The sequence below is a fragment of the Bradyrhizobium sp. SPXBL-02 genome (genome assembly GCF_051853065.1).
In the GTDB taxonomy this organism is placed as follows: domain Bacteria; phylum Pseudomonadota; class Alphaproteobacteria; order Rhizobiales; family Xanthobacteraceae; genus Bradyrhizobium.
On the sequence record NZ_CP182474.1, the window covers coordinates 1,373,289 to 1,388,510 of the forward strand.

The 15,222-nt window shown below is 65.6% G+C and carries 13 protein-coding genes; 6 read left to right on the plus strand and 7 right to left on the minus strand.

Translation table 11 applies throughout. The features are described from left to right. Window positions 1–125 precede the first annotated feature (125 nt). Complete coding sequence (locus ACNJYD_RS06440; RefSeq protein ID WP_439365692.1) at window positions 126–767, plus strand: YqgE/AlgH family protein; 642 nt, start codon at window positions 126–128, stop codon at window positions 765–767. Window positions 768–955: 188 nt separating this feature from the next. On the opposite strand, the gene ACNJYD_RS06445 is transcribed toward ACNJYD_RS06440, so the two are convergent. Both ACNJYD_RS06445 and ACNJYD_RS06450 read right to left on the minus strand, forming a co-directional pair. Then, entirely contained in the window at window positions 956–1,843 is an 888-nt protein-coding gene (locus ACNJYD_RS06445; protein WP_172784867.1) for a TauD/TfdA dioxygenase family protein, read from the minus strand. A 96-nt stretch (window positions 1,844–1,939) separates the two neighbouring features. Beyond that, the gene (locus ACNJYD_RS06450) at window positions 1,940–2,719 is read right to left on the minus strand and encodes an SDR family NAD(P)-dependent oxidoreductase (RefSeq protein WP_439365693.1); all 780 of its coding nucleotides are present in this window, start codon (window positions 2,717–2,719) and stop codon (window positions 1,940–1,942) included. Window positions 2,720–2,819: 100 nt separating this feature from the next. On the opposite strand from ACNJYD_RS06450, the gene ACNJYD_RS06455 reads away from it, so the two are divergent. Both ACNJYD_RS06455 and ACNJYD_RS06460 read left to right on the plus strand, forming a co-directional pair. Beyond that, a complete protein-coding gene (locus ACNJYD_RS06455; RefSeq protein WP_439365694.1) occupies window positions 2,820–3,557 on the plus strand; it encodes an SDR family NAD(P)-dependent oxidoreductase in 738 nt (245 codons plus the stop codon). A 79-nt stretch (window positions 3,558–3,636) separates the two neighbouring features. Next, window positions 3,637–4,011 carry a CsbD family protein gene (locus tag ACNJYD_RS06460; protein WP_172784864.1) on the plus strand — a complete coding sequence of 125 codons (375 nt, stop codon included), beginning with the start codon at window positions 3,637–3,639 and terminating at the stop codon, window positions 4,009–4,011. A 134-nt stretch (window positions 4,012–4,145) separates the two neighbouring features. On the opposite strand, the gene ACNJYD_RS06465 is transcribed toward ACNJYD_RS06460, so the two are convergent. Further along, on the minus strand, window positions 4,146–5,858 hold the full coding sequence (locus ACNJYD_RS06465) for an SGNH/GDSL hydrolase family protein (RefSeq protein WP_439365695.1): 1,713 nt from the start codon (window positions 5,856–5,858) through the stop codon (window positions 4,146–4,148). A gap of 170 nt (window positions 5,859–6,028) precedes the next feature. Continuing rightward, window positions 6,029–7,411: a lytic murein transglycosylase gene (locus ACNJYD_RS06470; protein ID WP_439367418.1), complete on the minus strand. Its 1,383-nt coding sequence runs from the start codon at window positions 7,409–7,411 to the stop codon at window positions 6,029–6,031. Between the two features lie 207 nt (window positions 7,412–7,618). Here ACNJYD_RS06470 and ACNJYD_RS06475 point away from each other — a divergent pair, with 207 nt between their 5' ends. After that, window positions 7,619–8,494, plus strand: coding sequence for a UTP--glucose-1-phosphate uridylyltransferase (locus ACNJYD_RS06475; RefSeq protein ID WP_172784861.1), 876 nt, complete (start codon window positions 7,619–7,621; stop codon window positions 8,492–8,494). Window positions 8,495–8,616: 122 nt separating this feature from the next. On the opposite strand, the gene ACNJYD_RS06480 is transcribed toward ACNJYD_RS06475, so the two are convergent. Continuing rightward, the gene (locus ACNJYD_RS06480) at window positions 8,617–10,113 is read right to left on the minus strand and encodes a sensor domain-containing diguanylate cyclase (protein ID WP_439365696.1); all 1,497 of its coding nucleotides are present in this window, start codon (window positions 10,111–10,113) and stop codon (window positions 8,617–8,619) included. 146 nt (window positions 10,114–10,259) lie between these two features. On the opposite strand from ACNJYD_RS06480, the gene ACNJYD_RS06485 reads away from it, so the two are divergent. Further along, window positions 10,260–10,523 (plus strand): DUF7662 domain-containing protein, encoded by a 264-nt coding sequence (locus tag ACNJYD_RS06485; protein ID WP_212254195.1) that lies wholly within the window; start codon window positions 10,260–10,262, stop codon window positions 10,521–10,523. A 189-nt stretch (window positions 10,524–10,712) separates the two neighbouring features. Here ACNJYD_RS06485 and ACNJYD_RS06490 read toward each other — a convergent pair whose 3' ends face one another. Further along, window positions 10,713–13,589: an EAL domain-containing protein gene (locus ACNJYD_RS06490; protein ID WP_172784859.1), complete on the minus strand. Its 2,877-nt coding sequence runs from the start codon at window positions 13,587–13,589 to the stop codon at window positions 10,713–10,715. A 153-nt stretch (window positions 13,590–13,742) separates the two neighbouring features. Then, window positions 13,743–14,741 (minus strand): NAD(P)H-quinone oxidoreductase, encoded by a 999-nt coding sequence (locus ACNJYD_RS06495; RefSeq protein WP_439365697.1) that lies wholly within the window; start codon window positions 14,739–14,741, stop codon window positions 13,743–13,745. Between the two features lie 118 nt (window positions 14,742–14,859). Between ACNJYD_RS06495 and ACNJYD_RS06500 the strand changes: the two genes are divergently transcribed. Further along, window positions 14,860–15,051: a DUF1192 domain-containing protein gene (locus ACNJYD_RS06500; protein ID WP_172784857.1), complete on the plus strand. Its 192-nt coding sequence runs from the start codon at window positions 14,860–14,862 to the stop codon at window positions 15,049–15,051. The last annotated feature ends 171 nt before the right edge of the window (window positions 15,052–15,222 follow it).

Here is a 15,222-nt window from a genome sequence, read left to right on the forward strand (position 1 = left end):
TGGCCCCGGGCCAAACCATTGAATTGCGTGTGATGGATGCACTTGAATCAAGTCGCCGCAAGCCTTGATTTGACAGCCGCCCGGCCCGACATCAGGATAGGAATTGAAACCGGAGTGCTTGAGCGATGGCTCCCACAGGCAAGAGGACGGGCGAAAGCACCCGCAGCTCGGGCGCCGCGTTGCCCAGTTCCGGCTATCTCGACGGCCGGCTCCTGATCGCAATGCCCGTGATGGGCGATTCCCGCTTCGAGCGCTCGGTGATCTATCTCTGCGCCCATTCGGCGGAAGGTGCGATGGGCATCATCGTGAACCATCCCGCCGGCAGCATCGATTTCCCCGAGCTCTTGCAGCAGCTCGGCATCATCAAGAAGGGCGAGCACATCAAGCTGCCGGAGAACGCCGAAAGCATGAAGGTGCTGCGCGGCGGCCCGGTCGACACCGGGCGCGGCTTCGTGCTGCATTCCAGCGACTTCTACATCGAGAACGCGACGCTGCGGATCGATGACGGCGTCTGCCTGACTGCGACGGTCGACATTCTGCGCGCGATCGCCAACGGCGCCGGCCCCAAGCACGCCATCCTCGCGCTCGGCTATGCCGGCTGGGCGCCGGGCCAGCTCGAGACGGAGATCCAGAGCAACGGCTGGCTGCATTGCGACGCGGATGCGGATCTGATCTTCGGCGACGACGTGGACGACAAGTACAACCGCGCCTTGCAGAAGATCGGCATCGATCCCGGCATGCTCTCGAACGAGGCCGGGCACGCGTAGCTGGCGCTGAGTGTAGCTGGCCTCCCACGACGTCATTGCGAGGAGCGAAGCGACGAAGCAATCCAGAAACCCGACGCGGAGGGATTCTGGATTGCTTCGCTTCGCTCGCAATGACGGAGTGTGTTGAAACGCCCGCGCCCTTTCGTCTGCAACTCTGTCGTTGCTGCCTTCACCACGACGACAGCGCCTTACTCCGCCGCCTGCTGCTGCACCGTCGGCTCCGTCCCCGCCACCGTCGCGCGGCGCATGTCGCGGGGCTGGGACTGGTCGTAGCGGCGGACCCGGTGCATGGTCTGGCGGTTGTCCCACATCACGAGGTCATGCAGCTTCCATTTGTGCACGTAGACGAACTCAGGCTGCGTGGCGTGCTCGTTCAGATCGCGCAGCAACAGCCGCCCCTCGGGCACGCTCATGCCGACGATCTTGCCGGCATGCGATGACAGATACAGCGACTTGCGGCGATGCACGGGATGCGTGCGCACCAGCCGCTGCAGCACCGGCTTGAACATCTCCTTCTCTTCGTCGGTGTATTCGGTGAAGCCGAGCGATCCCCGCGAATACATCAGCGAATGCTCGCAGACGAGGTCCTCGATCTCCGCCTTGGTCTCGTCGTCGAGCGCGTCATAGGCCGCGCGCATGTCGGCGAATTCGGTGTTGCCGCCCTTCGGGTTCACCACGCGCGCCGACAGCAGCGAGAACTTTGCGGGGATGGGGCGGAAGGAGCTGTCGGAGTGCCACAGGCAATTGCCGAGGTTGAACAGATTGGCGCGGCTGTCCTTCGGCAGCGGCTTGCCGTCCTTGCCGAGGTTGGAGACGTCGTTCAGGCCCGAGGTGAGGCGGTGTTCATCCGCCTTGGTGATGTTGCCGCCGCGCGCTTCCTCGCGCTGGCCGAAGTTCAGCGCGAACGCCATCTGCTGCTCGTCGGTGATGTCCTGATCGTGGAAGACGAGCACGGCGTACTTGTCCATGGCGGCCTCGATCTCGCGCGCCTGATCCGGCGTGAGCGGCTTGCGCAGATCGAGGCCGGATACCTCGCCGACGAAATGTTTCTGAAGCTGCCGGATGGCGATGGTCATGGCGTTCCTCCCGCATTGACGAGCGGTTTCCCCGCTCTGTTTGTGGAAAAAATGACTCCCGCATCCGGCGATGTCAACGCGCCGCGCGCATGGCTCTCACGCGTTCCGCGCCATCAGCCCGCCGTCGACCGGGATCACCGCGCCGGTGAGGAAGGACGCCGCGGGCAGGCACAGGCTCAGCGTCATATGCGCGACCTCTTCAGGGTCGCCGTAACGGCCGAGTGCGGTGCGGCGCTTGGCGTAGATGGTCTTGTGCTCCTCCGGGATGCGGTCCGTGATTCCCGTGCGGATCGGTCCGGGACAGATGCAGTTGACGGTGATGCCCTCGCGGCCAAGCTCCACCGCGAGCGAGCGGGTGAGGCTCACAACGCCACCCTTCGCGGCCGAATACGGGCTGTGCAAGGCGGTAGCGCCGAGCGCCTCGGTCGAGGCGATGTTGACGATGCGCGGGCTCTTCGATTGGCGCAAGTGGGGCAGCGCCGCGCGGATGATGCGCGGATGCGCCGTCAGCATCACGGCGATGCCCTTCGCCCAGGCGTCCTCGTAGGCCTCATCGTCGATCGCGACACGCACCGAGATGCCGGCATTGTTGACGACGATGTCGAGACCGCCGAAATGCGCGGCGACATCGCCGACCACGCGCTTGATTTCGCCGCCATCGGCGACGTCGAGCTTCCACGCCCTTGCCGCGCCACCGCTCGCCGCAATCTCCTTGGCGACGTCCTGCGCGCCTTGCTCGTCGAAATCCGTGACGGCGACGTTCGCACCTTCGCTAGCGAACACGCACGCGGTGGCGCGCCCCATGCCGCTGGCTGCGCCGGTGACGAGCACGGTGAGGCCCTTCACGGACCGGCTGAGCTCCCTGAAGTTGGACATGCTGTTTCCTCGCGCCGAGCTGGTTCTTGTTATGATTGACAAGGCTGGCATCGATCCGCAGACAGGTCAAACAAGCAGAAAACACCAGGGGAGGCCGCGAATGGCAAACGAGCTCGATTTCTCAGGCAAGCAGGTGCTGGTGGTCGGCGGTTCCAGCGGCATCGGCAACGGCATCGCGCAGGCCTTTCGCGCCAAGGGCGCAACAATTGCGGTCTGCGGCACGCGTGCTCACGCAACGGAATATTCAGCCGAGGAAGGCTCCGATCTCGAAGGTCTTGCTTACGCGCAGCTCGACGTCAGCAATCCCAATGCCATCGAAGCATTCAAGCCATCGTTCGAACGTCTCGACATCCTGGTGCTCGCGCAGGGCGCGGTGATCTACCGCCGCGGCGAATTCGAGATGACGGGTTTCCGCAAGGTCGTCGAGGTCAATCTGATGAGTCTGATGGCCTGCGCGACGCGCTTTCATTCCATGTTGCGGGACGCGAAGGGCGCGCTGATCATCGTGTCCTCGACTGCGGCCTATCATTCCACCATGGGCAATCCCGCCTACAACGCCTCGAAGACCGGTGCGGTCGGATTGACGCGGACGCTGGGCGAGGCCTGGGCCGAGGACGGCATCCGCGTCAACGGCATTGCGCCAGGGCTCGTCGACACCAAGATGACGAAGGTGACGACCGACAATCCGAAGCGGCTGGAAGGCGCGCTCGCGCGCATCCCGCTGCGGCGATTGGGCACGCCGGCCGACATGGCGGGCGCGGCGCTGTTCCTGGCCTCGCCACTGTCGTCCTACATCATCGGCCAGACGCTGGTCGTCGATGGCGGCCTGATTCTGTAGGCCAAGATTCTGTAGGCCAAGCCAAGGAACCGCGCTGCGTCTGATCGGTTACTTCGGCTGACCACCGAGGAGGATCATCATGGACACGGATCGGATTGTTGGATCGGCGAAGGAATATGCCGGACGCGCGGAAGGCGCGATCGGCGACATGGCAGGCGATGCCAAGACGCAGGCGTCGGGCAAGGCGCGGGAAGCCGCGGGCACGGTGCAGAATCTCTACGGCCAGGCCAAGGATGCCGTTCGCGAGGCCACGGACACTGCCGCGGGTTATGCCAAGGATGCCTATGAGAACAGTGGCGAGACTTTCCGCGACGGCTCGAAGGCCATCGCGCAGAAGGTGCAGGACAACCCGCTCGGCGCGCTGCTGGTGGCCGGCGGCATCGGCTTCGCGCTGGCGCTTCTGATGTCGCGTCCCGCCCGTCGCCCGCCGTCACGCTGGCGCTATTACGGCTGATTGTCGTGCGTCATTCCGGGGCGCGCCTCTTGGCGCGAGCCCGGAATCCATTCATCAACATTGCCGGTGGCACGATGGATTCCGGGTTCGCGCTATGCGCGCCCCGGAATGACATCTGAAATCGTCAGAGACGATTACCGGAACATCTCGGCCGAGCGGCCAACGTTGCCCGGCGGCCGCGGGACCCCAGGATTGGGATTCGGATTGCGCGGTCCGGGTGCCGGCGCCAGCTGGCGCGGGGCCGGCGGGGGCTGCGGCGAGCCGAAGCCGAAGAAATCCCTGAACGAGGGCGTTGCCTGGGCCGGCTGTTGTGGCGGGAGCGGCGGCTTCTTCGGCGCGAGCTTTGGCGGCGCGATCGCGGCGGCTGCGCCCGGTGCGCCCTGAGCCGCCCCGCCGTCCGGCGTCGTTGCCGCCATCGGCGTATCGCCCTTGGCCTGCTCGCGGCCGACTTCCCGGCGCGGCCAGGCATAATCGTCGGCACGGCCGGCGGGAGCTGCCAGCGGCTCACCCTTCACCATGGTCTTTGCCGCGAGCGCATCGACGGCGGCGGGACGCGTGCCTGGTCCGCCCAGCAATTGATCGGTCGAGATCGAGGCTGCAACCAGCGGCACGATCGGCCCGGCCAGCGGCCGCGGCGCGGGCTTGCCCGGCTCGGCGCTGGTGTCGGGGGTCGCAGGCTCGCTCGGCAGCGCGATCGGGCCGGAGCGTCCGGCAAGCAGGCGCGTGATCTCGCGCTCGACATAATGCGCGAGTTTTCGCGCGCCCGGCTTTGTGAAGTAGACGCCGTCGGAGCTGCGGAGCTGGCGGATCTGGCCTTCGAAGTCCGGGCCCTTCTGCAGGAAGCGGCCGGCTTCGTCGACGAAGCCGTCCCAGACGTCGACATAGGTGATGCCGGCCTTGGCCGCGCCCTCACGATACAGCGAATCCAGGAACAGCGTGTCCGCGGTGCCCTTCGGTCCGCGAACTGCGGGCAGGCCGACCCAGAGCACGGGCACGCCCTTGGCCTTGAGCACACCCGCGAGCTCCTCGATCTTCTTGCCGTAGAGCTCGACCCAGCGCTCGTCGCGGAATTCATAGAGGCCGTTCGGGTTGCGCGCAGTCTTTTCCGGCGCGGCCGCCGGCGTGTCGGCGTTGTCGGCGTCGTCCTGCGGCAGGTCGGCATCGGCAGGCTTGTCGTCCGGCTTGGCGGCGGTGTCGGGCTTGGCGTCGCCGGGCTTTGCTTGTGGCTTGGCGCGCGCACCCTTGTCGTTCTTCTTGTCCTTGTCTTTTTCCGCGGCTGCCTTGTCGGATTTGTCGGCGGCCGGCTCGCGGATCGCGACGCGGTCGTTGAGGCCGAGCATGACGACGATCACGTCGGGCTTCTCGGTCTCGAGAATGCCCTTGGCCGCCGCGGCCCAGTCCGCGGGCTCGCCCTTGGGCTGGTACTTGATCAGGCCGGACGTGGTCCTGTGCTTGCGGATCACGCCCATGTCGGGCTGCTCGGCGTAGGCGTCTTCGAGGCCATAGGCGAGCCAGTCGGCCATGGCATCACCGATCACCAGCACGTTCTTCTCAGGAATGGTGTCGCGCTTGGCCGGTGCCGGCGCGCGCGAAAAATCCTGGCGCGGCGCTTGCTGCGGCTGCTGCTGGAATGGTGCGAAGAAGTCGCCGCCGAACCAGCCGCCACCTCCGCCGCCCCGGGGTGGCGGTGGTGGGGCCGAACGCTGCGGCGGCCCGCCGAAGCCGGGGAAGTTGAAGAACTGTGCCGAAGCCGGTGCCGCCACCGACACCAGGATCGCAAGCGCCGTCCCCAGCGCGATCAACGGGCCGGTCTCGGTCAGCGCCTTGAACAGGGACTTCTTCGACATGCGATCTCGGGCGCGCGCAATGGAGGATCGGAGTTAGCTTCATATAATAACGGAATCAGGCGCCAAACGGGCAAATTCCATCGCAGATTCTTGTCCATAGACCGGGGAACACCAGTCCCGGTCAAGGTTTTCAGGCAAAATCCGCCTTCAAGGTTACTTCAGGCGCGATTTTACCGCCCGCGCAGCCGGTCCAGCACGTCGGACGAGGCAAAACCGTCGGCGGGGGCCCCGATCGAGGCCTGGAAGTTGCGCAAGGCCTCCCTGGTCATGCCGCCGAACTGGCCGTCCGGGGTGCCCTTGTAGAAGCCGCGCTGGGCCAGCAGTTGCTGCAGCTCCAGCCGCTCGGTCCGCGAGAGCTCGCGCTCCTGGCGCGGCCAGGGCTGCACGAAAGGCTGTCCCCCGCGCAGCCGGTCGGCGAAATGGCCGATCGCCAGCGCATAGGCCTCGGCCGGATTGTACTTCATGATGACGCGGTAATTCTGCAGCATCAGAAAGCCCGGTCCCTGCGCGCCGGCCGGCGCCAGCAGGTAAGCTTTCTCCGCCGGCTGCGGGAAGGGTTGGTTGTTCGGACGCTTGAGCCCGAGCTTCTCCCATTGCGCGATCGGCATCGCCTTGGCGCGGTCGGCCAGCATGTAGTTGAAGCCTTGCGGCACCACGACCTCGTAGCCCCAGGTCTGGCCGGGCTGCCAGCCGTCCTTCTTCAGATTGTTGGCGGTCGAGGCAATCAGGTCGGTCGGGTTGTCGACGACGTCGCGCCGGCCGTCGCCGTCTCCGTCCACCGCGAAGCGCTTGAACGCGGTCGGCATGAACTGGGTCGGGCCGAAGGCGCCGGCCCAGGAGCCGCGCAGCTGCTCCGGACGCAGATCGCCGCGGTTGAGGATCTCCAGCGCGGAGAGGAATTCGTCCTTGAAATAGGCCTGGCGGCGGCCGATGCAGGCGAGCGTCGCGGTCGATTGCAGCACGCTGCGGTCGCCCATCTGCGTCGAGTAATTGGACTCGATGCCCCAGATCGAGGCGATGATGGTGCGGTCGACACCGGTGGCCTTCTCAGTCGCGTCGAACTGCGCCTTGTATTTGGCGAGGACCTCGCGGCCCTTGGCGAGGCGGTTGTCGTTCACCAGGATGTCGAGATAGTCCCAGATCGACTTGGTGAATTCCGGCTGCGAGTCCATGAGGTCCATGATGCGCAGGTCGGGCGAGAGTCCGGCGGTGAAGCGCTGAAAATTCTCCTGCGTGACGCCGCGCCGTGCAGCATCGGGCCACATCGCAGCGACGCAATTGTTGAAGTTGCCGGCGGCCTCGCGGATCGCGGCGGCCGTCATCAAGGGATGGCCGGAGGCGCCGTCCTCGCCGCTCCAGGGCAATGCTCCCGTCGGCGCGCCGCTCGGGCCAGGTGTGGGTTGCGCCGGTGCCGGGTTCGATCCCGAGAAGATGCCGCCGAACAGGTTCGACAGGCCGTTCTGTGCCTGCGCTTGCGCGCCGGCCGGCAGCAGCAAAGCGGCCGCAACGACTGCGCCGCCAGCCCGTCTCGTCAGTCCTGCCATTGATTGCATCATATCCCACGCGTCGGCCTGAAAACCCGCCACAGGAGGCCTGGTTAGCGTTGCCAATAGCTTAACAAAGGTGAAATTTTGGTGACGGCCTTTTTCTTAACTCTGTCGGGGCGAGGCCCCACATCCGCCTTTGTTGGCGGCTGCAAACAGGCTAGCAAGAATGCCATTGCTCCCGTCCCATGTGCCCCAAGGTATTCGATCGATCCCATGAAGATTCGCAAAGCTGTATTCCCCGTCGCCGGCCTCGGCACCCGCGTTCTGCCTGCCACCAAGGCAATGCCGAAGGAAATGCTGACCATCGTCGACAAGCCCCTGATCCAGTACGTCTATGACGAGGCGAAGGAAGCCGGCATCGAGCACTTCGTCTTCGTCACCGGCCGCAACAAGGCTGTCATCGAGGATCATTTCGACCGGATGTTCGAGCTCGACGCGACGCTGGCCGCACGCGGCAAGAAAGCCGAGCAGGACATCCTGGCGCAGAACCAGCCGGAAGCCGGCGCGGTCAGCTTCACCCGGCAGCAGGCGCCGCTCGGCCTCGGCCACGCGGTCTGGTGCGCGCGCGACATCGTCGGCAACGAGCCGTTCGCCGTGGTGCTGCCGGACGAGCTCGTGCTCAACACGCCGGGCTGCCTGAAGCAGATGATCGAGATGGCGTCCTCGCTCGGCGAAAAATCCAATCTGGTCGCGGTCGAGGCGGTGCCCGATCATCTGACCCACCAATACGGCATCTGCGGCGTCGGCAAGCGCAACGGCAAGATGTTCGAGGTCGACGGCATGGTCGAGAAGCCGGCCAAGGGCACGGCGCCCTCCAACCTCTCGATCACCGGTCGCTACATCCTGCAGCCGGAGATCTTCAAGATCCTGGAGACCCAGGAGCGCGGCGCCGGCGGCGAGATCCAGCTCACCGACGCCATGATCGGGCTTGCCAAGACGCAGAAATTCTACGGCGTCGAGTTCGAGGGCGAGCGCCATGATTGCGGCTCCAAGCCCGGCTTCCTGCGCGCCAACATCGCCTACGGCTTGAAGCGCCCGGAATTGCGCGACGGCCTGATCGCGGAGATGAAGAAATATCTGGGGCAGTAGCATGCGCTATCTCTCAACTCGTCATTGCGAGGAGCGAAGCGACGAAGCAATCCAGTGATGTATCCGCGGAGACGATCTGGATTGCTTCGCTTCGCTCGCAATGACTGCGAGAGAACAGCGCCTCACGCCACCAGCGACAGCTGCGGCAGGCTCGCCACCACCGACTGGTTGCGCCCGCCGGCCTTGGCGGCGTAGAGCGCCTTGTCGGCGGCGGCAACCAGCAGCGCCCAGTCCATGCCGGCGGCGGGGACGAGGCTGGCGATGCCGCAGGACACCGTCGACATCGCCTGATCGTCGGACCAGCCCTGCACCTTGAGGCGGATCGTCTCCGCCACCTTGAAGGCATCGGCGGCCGAGGTGCTCGGCAGCAGCACGGCGAATTCCTCGCCGCCATAGCGCGCCGCGCAGTCGCCGGCGCGGCTCACCGAATCGGAAATGCAGATGGCGATGCCGACCAGCACCTGGTCGCCGGCCTGATGGCCGAACGTGTCGTTGTAGGCCTTGAAATGATCGGCATCGATCATGAGCAGCGCGATCGGCGCCTTCTGGCGCATGGCGCGCCGCCATTCGACGTCGATGACGGAATCGAACTTGCGGCGGTTCTTCAGGCCGGTGAGGGCGTCCGTCGTCGCCAACTCCTCGAGCTTGCGCTCGGCCTCGGCGCGCCGGCCGATCTCGCGCGCCAGCACGAGCGTCGATCCCAGCACGAACAGCGCGAGCGCCAGCACCACGGCGCCGATGCGGATCGCCTCCTTCTGCCAGAGCGCGAACACCGCGGCCAAAGGCTTGCCGGCGACCACGAACAGCGGACCATTGTTCTTGCTGCGGACATAGAGTCGCGGCGTCGGATCGACCGGGCCCTGTCCCGAATAGGAGGCGCCGACCCTGAGATTGTCGGCCTTCCAGTTCTGGCGGTCGTTCAGGTTCGTGCCGATGACGTCGAGATCGAATGGCCGCCGCATGATGATGGTGCGGTCGCGCTTGAGCACGGTGATGGTGTCGTCGGGGTCGAGGTTGAGCCGATCGAACAATTCGTGGAAATAGCTGAATCGGATCGAGCCGGCGACGACGCCCATGAAGCCGCCGTCCGCGTCGCTGATGCGCCGGCTCAGCACGATCGAGTAGGCGCCGCGAAACAGCATGGGACGGCTGATGAACAGCTCCGCGCCGGGATTGTCCCGGTGAACCCTGAAATAGTCTTCCTCGCTGCGGTCCTCCGGCAGCGGATCGAGCGTGGAGGCGTCGATGGTCAGCCGGCCCTCGGCGTCGAACACCTGGATGGCGCCGAAATGCCTGGCGGTGGTTGCGTGGTCGAACAGGATCAGGTGACGAATCGGCTTCGAGACCGTCGCCAGCTCGGGCAGCAGCATGTTGCTGGCGACCGCCTTCAGCGACAAATCGTAGATCTCGACGTTGCGGCTGACGTCGGACTCGATCGTGGTCGCAAGGTTTTCCAGCGTCTGGCGGGCGAGCGCCTCCTCGCCGCGGCGCATGTCGAGCATGACGTTGACGCAAATGGCGGAAAAGCCGATCACCGTCACCACGGACGAGATGATCAGCAGCTTCGCCGAAATCCGCCACGGCCGGCGGGCCGCAACGTCGCGCCATCCAGAGAACATTGTTCGCTCCTGTCCATAGTGGATGCGCCCGAAAGCTTGCGTAGTGTTTAAGCCGCGACGGCGCTGCTGCAATGAGTTAAGAATCGGTTTATGCGGCTGACGGTTTTGAGCAGACCTGATCTTCGGCCCCGGACGAGAGGACGAGTGTGAACGACTACGATGCGTTGCGCGATTATCTGCTGCGGCAGAAGCAGGAGGAGCTCGTGCTGAGCTTCGAGCAGATCGAGGAGATCATCGGCGCGGCGCTGCCGCGCGCGGCCCAGCGTGCCTCATGGTGGGACAGCCTGCGCAGCCCCGACATCCAGATGCCGCAACGCGAAGCCTGTCTCGCCGCCGGCTTCGTGGCAACGCGCATGCCGGATGGCCAGAGCGTAAGGTTCAGGAAGCAGAAGAACGAGCGGCGGCGATAGTATCGTAGGGCACGCCGTCCACCCTCCCCTGGAGGGGGAGGGTCGGCTCGCGATCGAGCGAAGCGAGATTGCGAGCCGGGGTGGGGTGACAGTCTCTCGACTGATGCGGTGCCCGAGTGGAGAGATCACCCCACCCCGCTCGCGCTGCGCGCGATCGACCTCCCCCTCCAGGGGAGGGTAAGAGAGCAATCAGCTCGCCGCTTCCAGCCGCACTTCCGTAAGCAGCCGCATCGCCGCGTCCGCGTCCATCGGCTCGCCGAAGGCAAAGCCTTGCGCGTATTCGCAGCCCATCTGGTAGAGCTCCACGGCGTCCGAATCCGTCTCGGCGCCTTCGGCGACGACGTCCATGCCGAGATCGTGCGCGAGCGCGATGATCGACTTCAGGATCACGGGGCGGGTGCCGCGGCTGGTGGTGCGCACGAAGGACTGGTCGATCTTGATGGTGTCGAACGGGAAGCGCTGCAGATAGGCCAGCGAGGAATGGCCGGTGCCGAAATCGTCGAGCGACAGCCCGGTGCCGAGCTCGCGGATCCGGGTCAGCATCTGGGCTGCGTGCTCCGGATTCTCCATCACCAGCGATTCCGTCAGCTCGAGCTTGAGCGTGCCGCGCGCCACCGAGGAGCGCGACAGCACGGTGCGGATGTCGTGGATCAAATCGTGGCGCAGCAGCTGCCGTGACGAGACGTTGACGGAGGCGAAGATCGGCTCGCGCGAGCGCATCGCGCGTTGCCACACCGAAAGCTGCTTGGCGGTCTGGTCGAGCACGAACATGCCGAGGTCGACGATCAGGCCGGTCTCTTCCGCAATCGATATGAACTCCGAGGGCGCCATGCGTCCGAGCTTCGGATGATCCCAGCGCGCCAGCGCCTCGAAGCCGGCGACGGATCGATCCTCCAGTCGCACGATCGGCTGGTACAGGATCGTGATCTCCTGGCGCTCGATGGCGCGGCGCAATTCGCTCTCCAGCGTCAGGCGGTCGGTCTTCCGCGCGCGCATCGCCGGCTTGTAGACGTCGATGCGGTCGCCGCCGATGCGCTTGGAATGATACATCGCCAGCTCGGCATCCTTGATGATCTCGTCCGTGAGCTGGGTTTGCGGATCGGACAGCGCGAGGCCGATCGACGCCGTGAGGAAGATCTCGCGATCGTTGAAGGCGATCGGCGCGCGGATGGTCTTGCGGATCGTCTCGGCAAAAGCGGTGATGCGCGCCGGGTCCTGCTCCGAGAGCAAGATCAGGCCGAACTGATCGCCGGCCATCCGGGCCAGCGTGTCCTGCGGCTTCAGGATGCGGGTGAGGCGGCGCGCCAAAGTGAGCAGGATGGAATCGCCGACCGCAATCCCGACGGAATCGTTGACCTGCTTGAAGCGGTCGAGGTCGATCACCATCAGCGTCGGCCGCAGCGTCGGCATGGTCTTGGCGAAATGCGCGACCGCATTCAGCCGGTCCATGAACAGCTTGCGGTTGGGCAGGCCGGTGAGATTGTCATGCACGGAATCGTGCAGCAGGCGCTCCTCGGCATTGCGCAGCTCGGTGACGTCGGTGAGCGTGCCGACCACGCGCGAGACCTCGCCGTCCGAGCCGACCACCGGGCGCGCTTTCAGCGCGAACCACATGAAGTGGCCGTCCGGGGTGCGCAGGCGGAAATCCTGCACCAGGCGGCCGCGGCGCTGGTCGAGCACGCTGTCGAGCGCGGCGCGGAAACGGTCCTGGTCGAGCGGGTGCAGCACCTCGAGCCAGGAGGCGGCGGGCCCTTCCAGCGTGCCCCGCTTCAGTCCCAGCAGGGCTTCGGTCTCGGGGCTGGTGAACACCTTGTCGGCCGAGACGTCCCAGTCCCAGATCAGGTCGCCGGAGCCGGCCAGCGCCAGGGCGCGCCGCTCGATGTCGGAGACGACGCCGGTGCTGGCGCCGCCGCCGGCAAAGGCGTGCTGCATCACCGTGAAGCCGATCAGCATCACGATCAGCACGAGGCCGCCGAGCAGGGCAGGGCCGACGATGTCGTTGGTGACGGAGCCCGCGACCGTCATACCGGCCGCCACCACCCAGACCACCAGGAGGAACCAGGTCGGGATCAAGAGCACGGCGCGGTCGAAGCCGTGGGTGGAGAGATAGACGATCAGCGCGAAGCCGGCGAAGGCGATCAGCACCAGCGAGATGCGCGCGATGCCGGAGGCCACTGCCGGATCGAACAGGGCGAGCGCCACCAGCGAGCCGAGGAACGCAAGCCAGCCGACCGTGATGTGCGAATAGCGCACGTGCCAGCGGCTGAGATTGAGATAGGCGAACAGGAACACCAAGAGCGTCGCCGCCAGGATCGCCTCACCCGCCGCGCGCCAGATGCGCTCGGCGTTGTTCGACATGTCGAGCACCTTGCCCCAGAAGCCGAAATCGACGCCGATATAGACCAGCACCGCCCAGGCCAGCGCTGCCGCGGCCGGGAACATGATGCTGCCCTTCACCACGAACAGGATGGTCAGCACCAGGGCAAGCAAGCCGGAGATGCCGATCACGATGCCCTGGTACAGCGTGAACGAGTTGACCTTGTCCTTGTAGGCTTCCGGCTCCCACAGATAGAGCTGCGGCAGCTTGTCGGTGCGCAGCTCCGCGACGAAGGTAACGACGGCGCCGGGGTCGAGCGTGATGCGGAACACGTCCGCGGTGGCGCTTTCCTGCCGTTCCGGCCGGTCGCCGATCGAGGGCGTGATGGTCGCGATGCGCGACAGGCCGAGGTCGGGCCACAGCAATCCCGAGGAGACGATGCGGTAATGCGGGGCGACGATCAGGCGGTCGAGCTGGTCGTCGGTGTTGTTGGCAAGCGCGAACACCACCCAGTTCTGGCCGCCCTCGCGGGCGCGCACCTCGATGCGGCGGACGATGCCGTCGGTGCCCGGCGCAGTCGAGACCTGGATGCGATCGGCATCGCTGCGCTGATGCTCGAGCACGCTGGTGAGGTCGATCGCGGGCGCGTCGCCACGGACGCTGACGGCGTCGAGCGCGCGCGCGGGATACGCGGCGACGAGAATCATGAGGCCCAGCGCGATGGGCGCGAGGCACCTGATCAGACGCAAGGTCAGTTCTCCGCGTTCGACGCAAACTCGTCAGTGCAAGGCGAATCTAAAAGGCGATTTCAGACCGAACCGATGTGGTTCGGTGCGTCGCGATAGATGCCACGAAAGCGAGGAAAATCAAAGGGTTTCCGGCTTGCCCTGTGGGCCGGTGACCTAGGCCTCCAACACAATTTTGCCAATATGTGCGCTCGTTTCCATGCGCCGGTGGGCGTCTGCGGCCTTTTCCAGCGGGAAAGTGCTGTCCATCACCGGCTTGATGCGGCCTTCGCGCAAAAGCGGCATCACTTTCTGCTCGATCGCGGCCACCATCGCGGCCTTGTCCGCATTACTACGGGGGCGCAAGGTCGAGCCGGAATGGGTCAGGCGCTTGACCATGACCTTGGCGATGTTGACGCTGACCTTGGGGCCGTTGAGGGTCGCGATCTGGACGATGCGCCCGTCGACCGCGGCGGCATCATAGTTGCGGTCGACATAGTCACCGGCGACCATGTCGAGGATCAGGTTGACGCCGACGTTGTTGGTCTCAGCCTTGATCACGGCGACGAAGTCTTCGCTCTTGTAGTTGATGGCGCGGTCGGCCCCCAGCTTGAGGCAGGCATCGATCTTGTCCTGCGATCCCACGGTGACGAACACCTTCGCACCGAAGGCTTTGGCGAGCTGAATGGCCATGGTGCCGATGCCGGAGGAGCCGCCATGGATCAGCAGCGTCTCGCCGGCCTTGAGGCCGCCGCGCTCGAACACGTTGTGCCAGACCGTCATCAGGGTTTCCGGCAGCGCGCCGGCTTCCTTGATCGACAGCGCCGGCGGCACGCTCATCGCCTGGGCATCCTGCGCGATGCAGTACTGCGCATATCCGCCGCCGGCGACGAGTGACATCACCTTGTCGCCGACCTGGTGCCGCTTGGCATTGCTGCCGACCGCGACGACTTCGCCCGCGATCTCGAGGCCGGGCAGGTCGCTGGCGCCGGGCGGCGGCGGATAGGCGCCCGAGCGCTGCGCCACGTCGGGCCGGTTGACGCCGGCAGCCATCACCTTGACCAGGATCTCGTCGGGACCGGGCTGCGGAACGCTGCGTTGCTCCGGCACCAGCACTTCCGGCCCACCGGGCTTGGAGATGGCGACCACGGTCATTTGCGCGGGCAGCTTGTCCATGATGTGTCCTTGAGCAAAGGTGCGGGAGGAAACGAGGCCCTTGCTTAGCCAGCGCGGTGCAGGCTGGCAACCGCCTTAGGCCATGTGGTCCGGTCCGCGGACGAGAGGAGGAACGACGATGCCGATGGAAGACGACGACCGCCCGCGCAAGAAGATCAGCCATGAGATTGGACAGGACCTCTCACTCTTGTCAGTGGAGGAACTGACCGAGCGTGTCGCGCTGCTCAAGACCGAGATCGCAAGACTGGAAGAAGCCGCCACCAAGAAGCGCGCCTCGCGCGATGCGGCGAACAGCATTTTCAAGTCGTAGCAGTCGCCCCACAACGACTGTCGTCCCGGACGCGTGGGCCGAACTTTCTCCGCCTCGTCATTCCGGGGCGGCGCGTCAGCGCCGAGCCCGGAATCCATAGCCACAGGCCGTTGATACGGGCACGCTGATCGTGGCCGGCTACTCCATCCGCCTGTGGTTATGGATTCTCAG

Bases quoted from the DNA above. Each gene is read 5' to 3' on its own strand.
- ACNJYD_RS06440 (WP_439365692.1), top strand. From the start codon at position 126: ATGGCTCCCACAGGCAAGAGGACGGGCGAAAGCACCCGCAGCTCGGGC.
- ACNJYD_RS06445 (WP_172784867.1), bottom strand. From the start codon at position 1,843: ATGACCATCGCCATCCGGCAGCTTCAGAAACATTTCGTCGGCGAGGTA.
- ACNJYD_RS06450 (WP_439365693.1), bottom strand. From the start codon at position 2,719: ATGTCCAACTTCAGGGAGCTCAGCCGGTCCGTGAAGGGCCTCACCGTG.
- ACNJYD_RS06455 (WP_439365694.1), top strand. From the start codon at position 2,820: ATGGCAAACGAGCTCGATTTCTCAGGCAAGCAGGTGCTGGTGGTCGGC.
- ACNJYD_RS06460 (WP_172784864.1), top strand. From the start codon at position 3,637: ATGGACACGGATCGGATTGTTGGATCGGCGAAGGAATATGCCGGACGC.
- ACNJYD_RS06465 (WP_439365695.1), bottom strand. From the start codon at position 5,858: ATGTCGAAGAAGTCCCTGTTCAAGGCGCTGACCGAGACCGGCCCGTTG.
- ACNJYD_RS06470 (WP_439367418.1), bottom strand. From the start codon at position 7,411: ATGCAATCAATGGCAGGACTGACGAGACGGGCTGGCGGCGCAGTCGTT.
- ACNJYD_RS06475 (WP_172784861.1), top strand. From the start codon at position 7,619: ATGAAGATTCGCAAAGCTGTATTCCCCGTCGCCGGCCTCGGCACCCGC.
- ACNJYD_RS06480 (WP_439365696.1), bottom strand. From the start codon at position 10,113: ATGTTCTCTGGATGGCGCGACGTTGCGGCCCGCCGGCCGTGGCGGATT.
- ACNJYD_RS06495 (WP_439365697.1), bottom strand. From the start codon at position 14,741: ATGGACAAGCTGCCCGCGCAAATGACCGTGGTCGCCATCTCCAAGCCC.
- ACNJYD_RS06500 (WP_172784857.1), top strand. From the start codon at position 14,860: ATGCCGATGGAAGACGACGACCGCCCGCGCAAGAAGATCAGCCATGAG.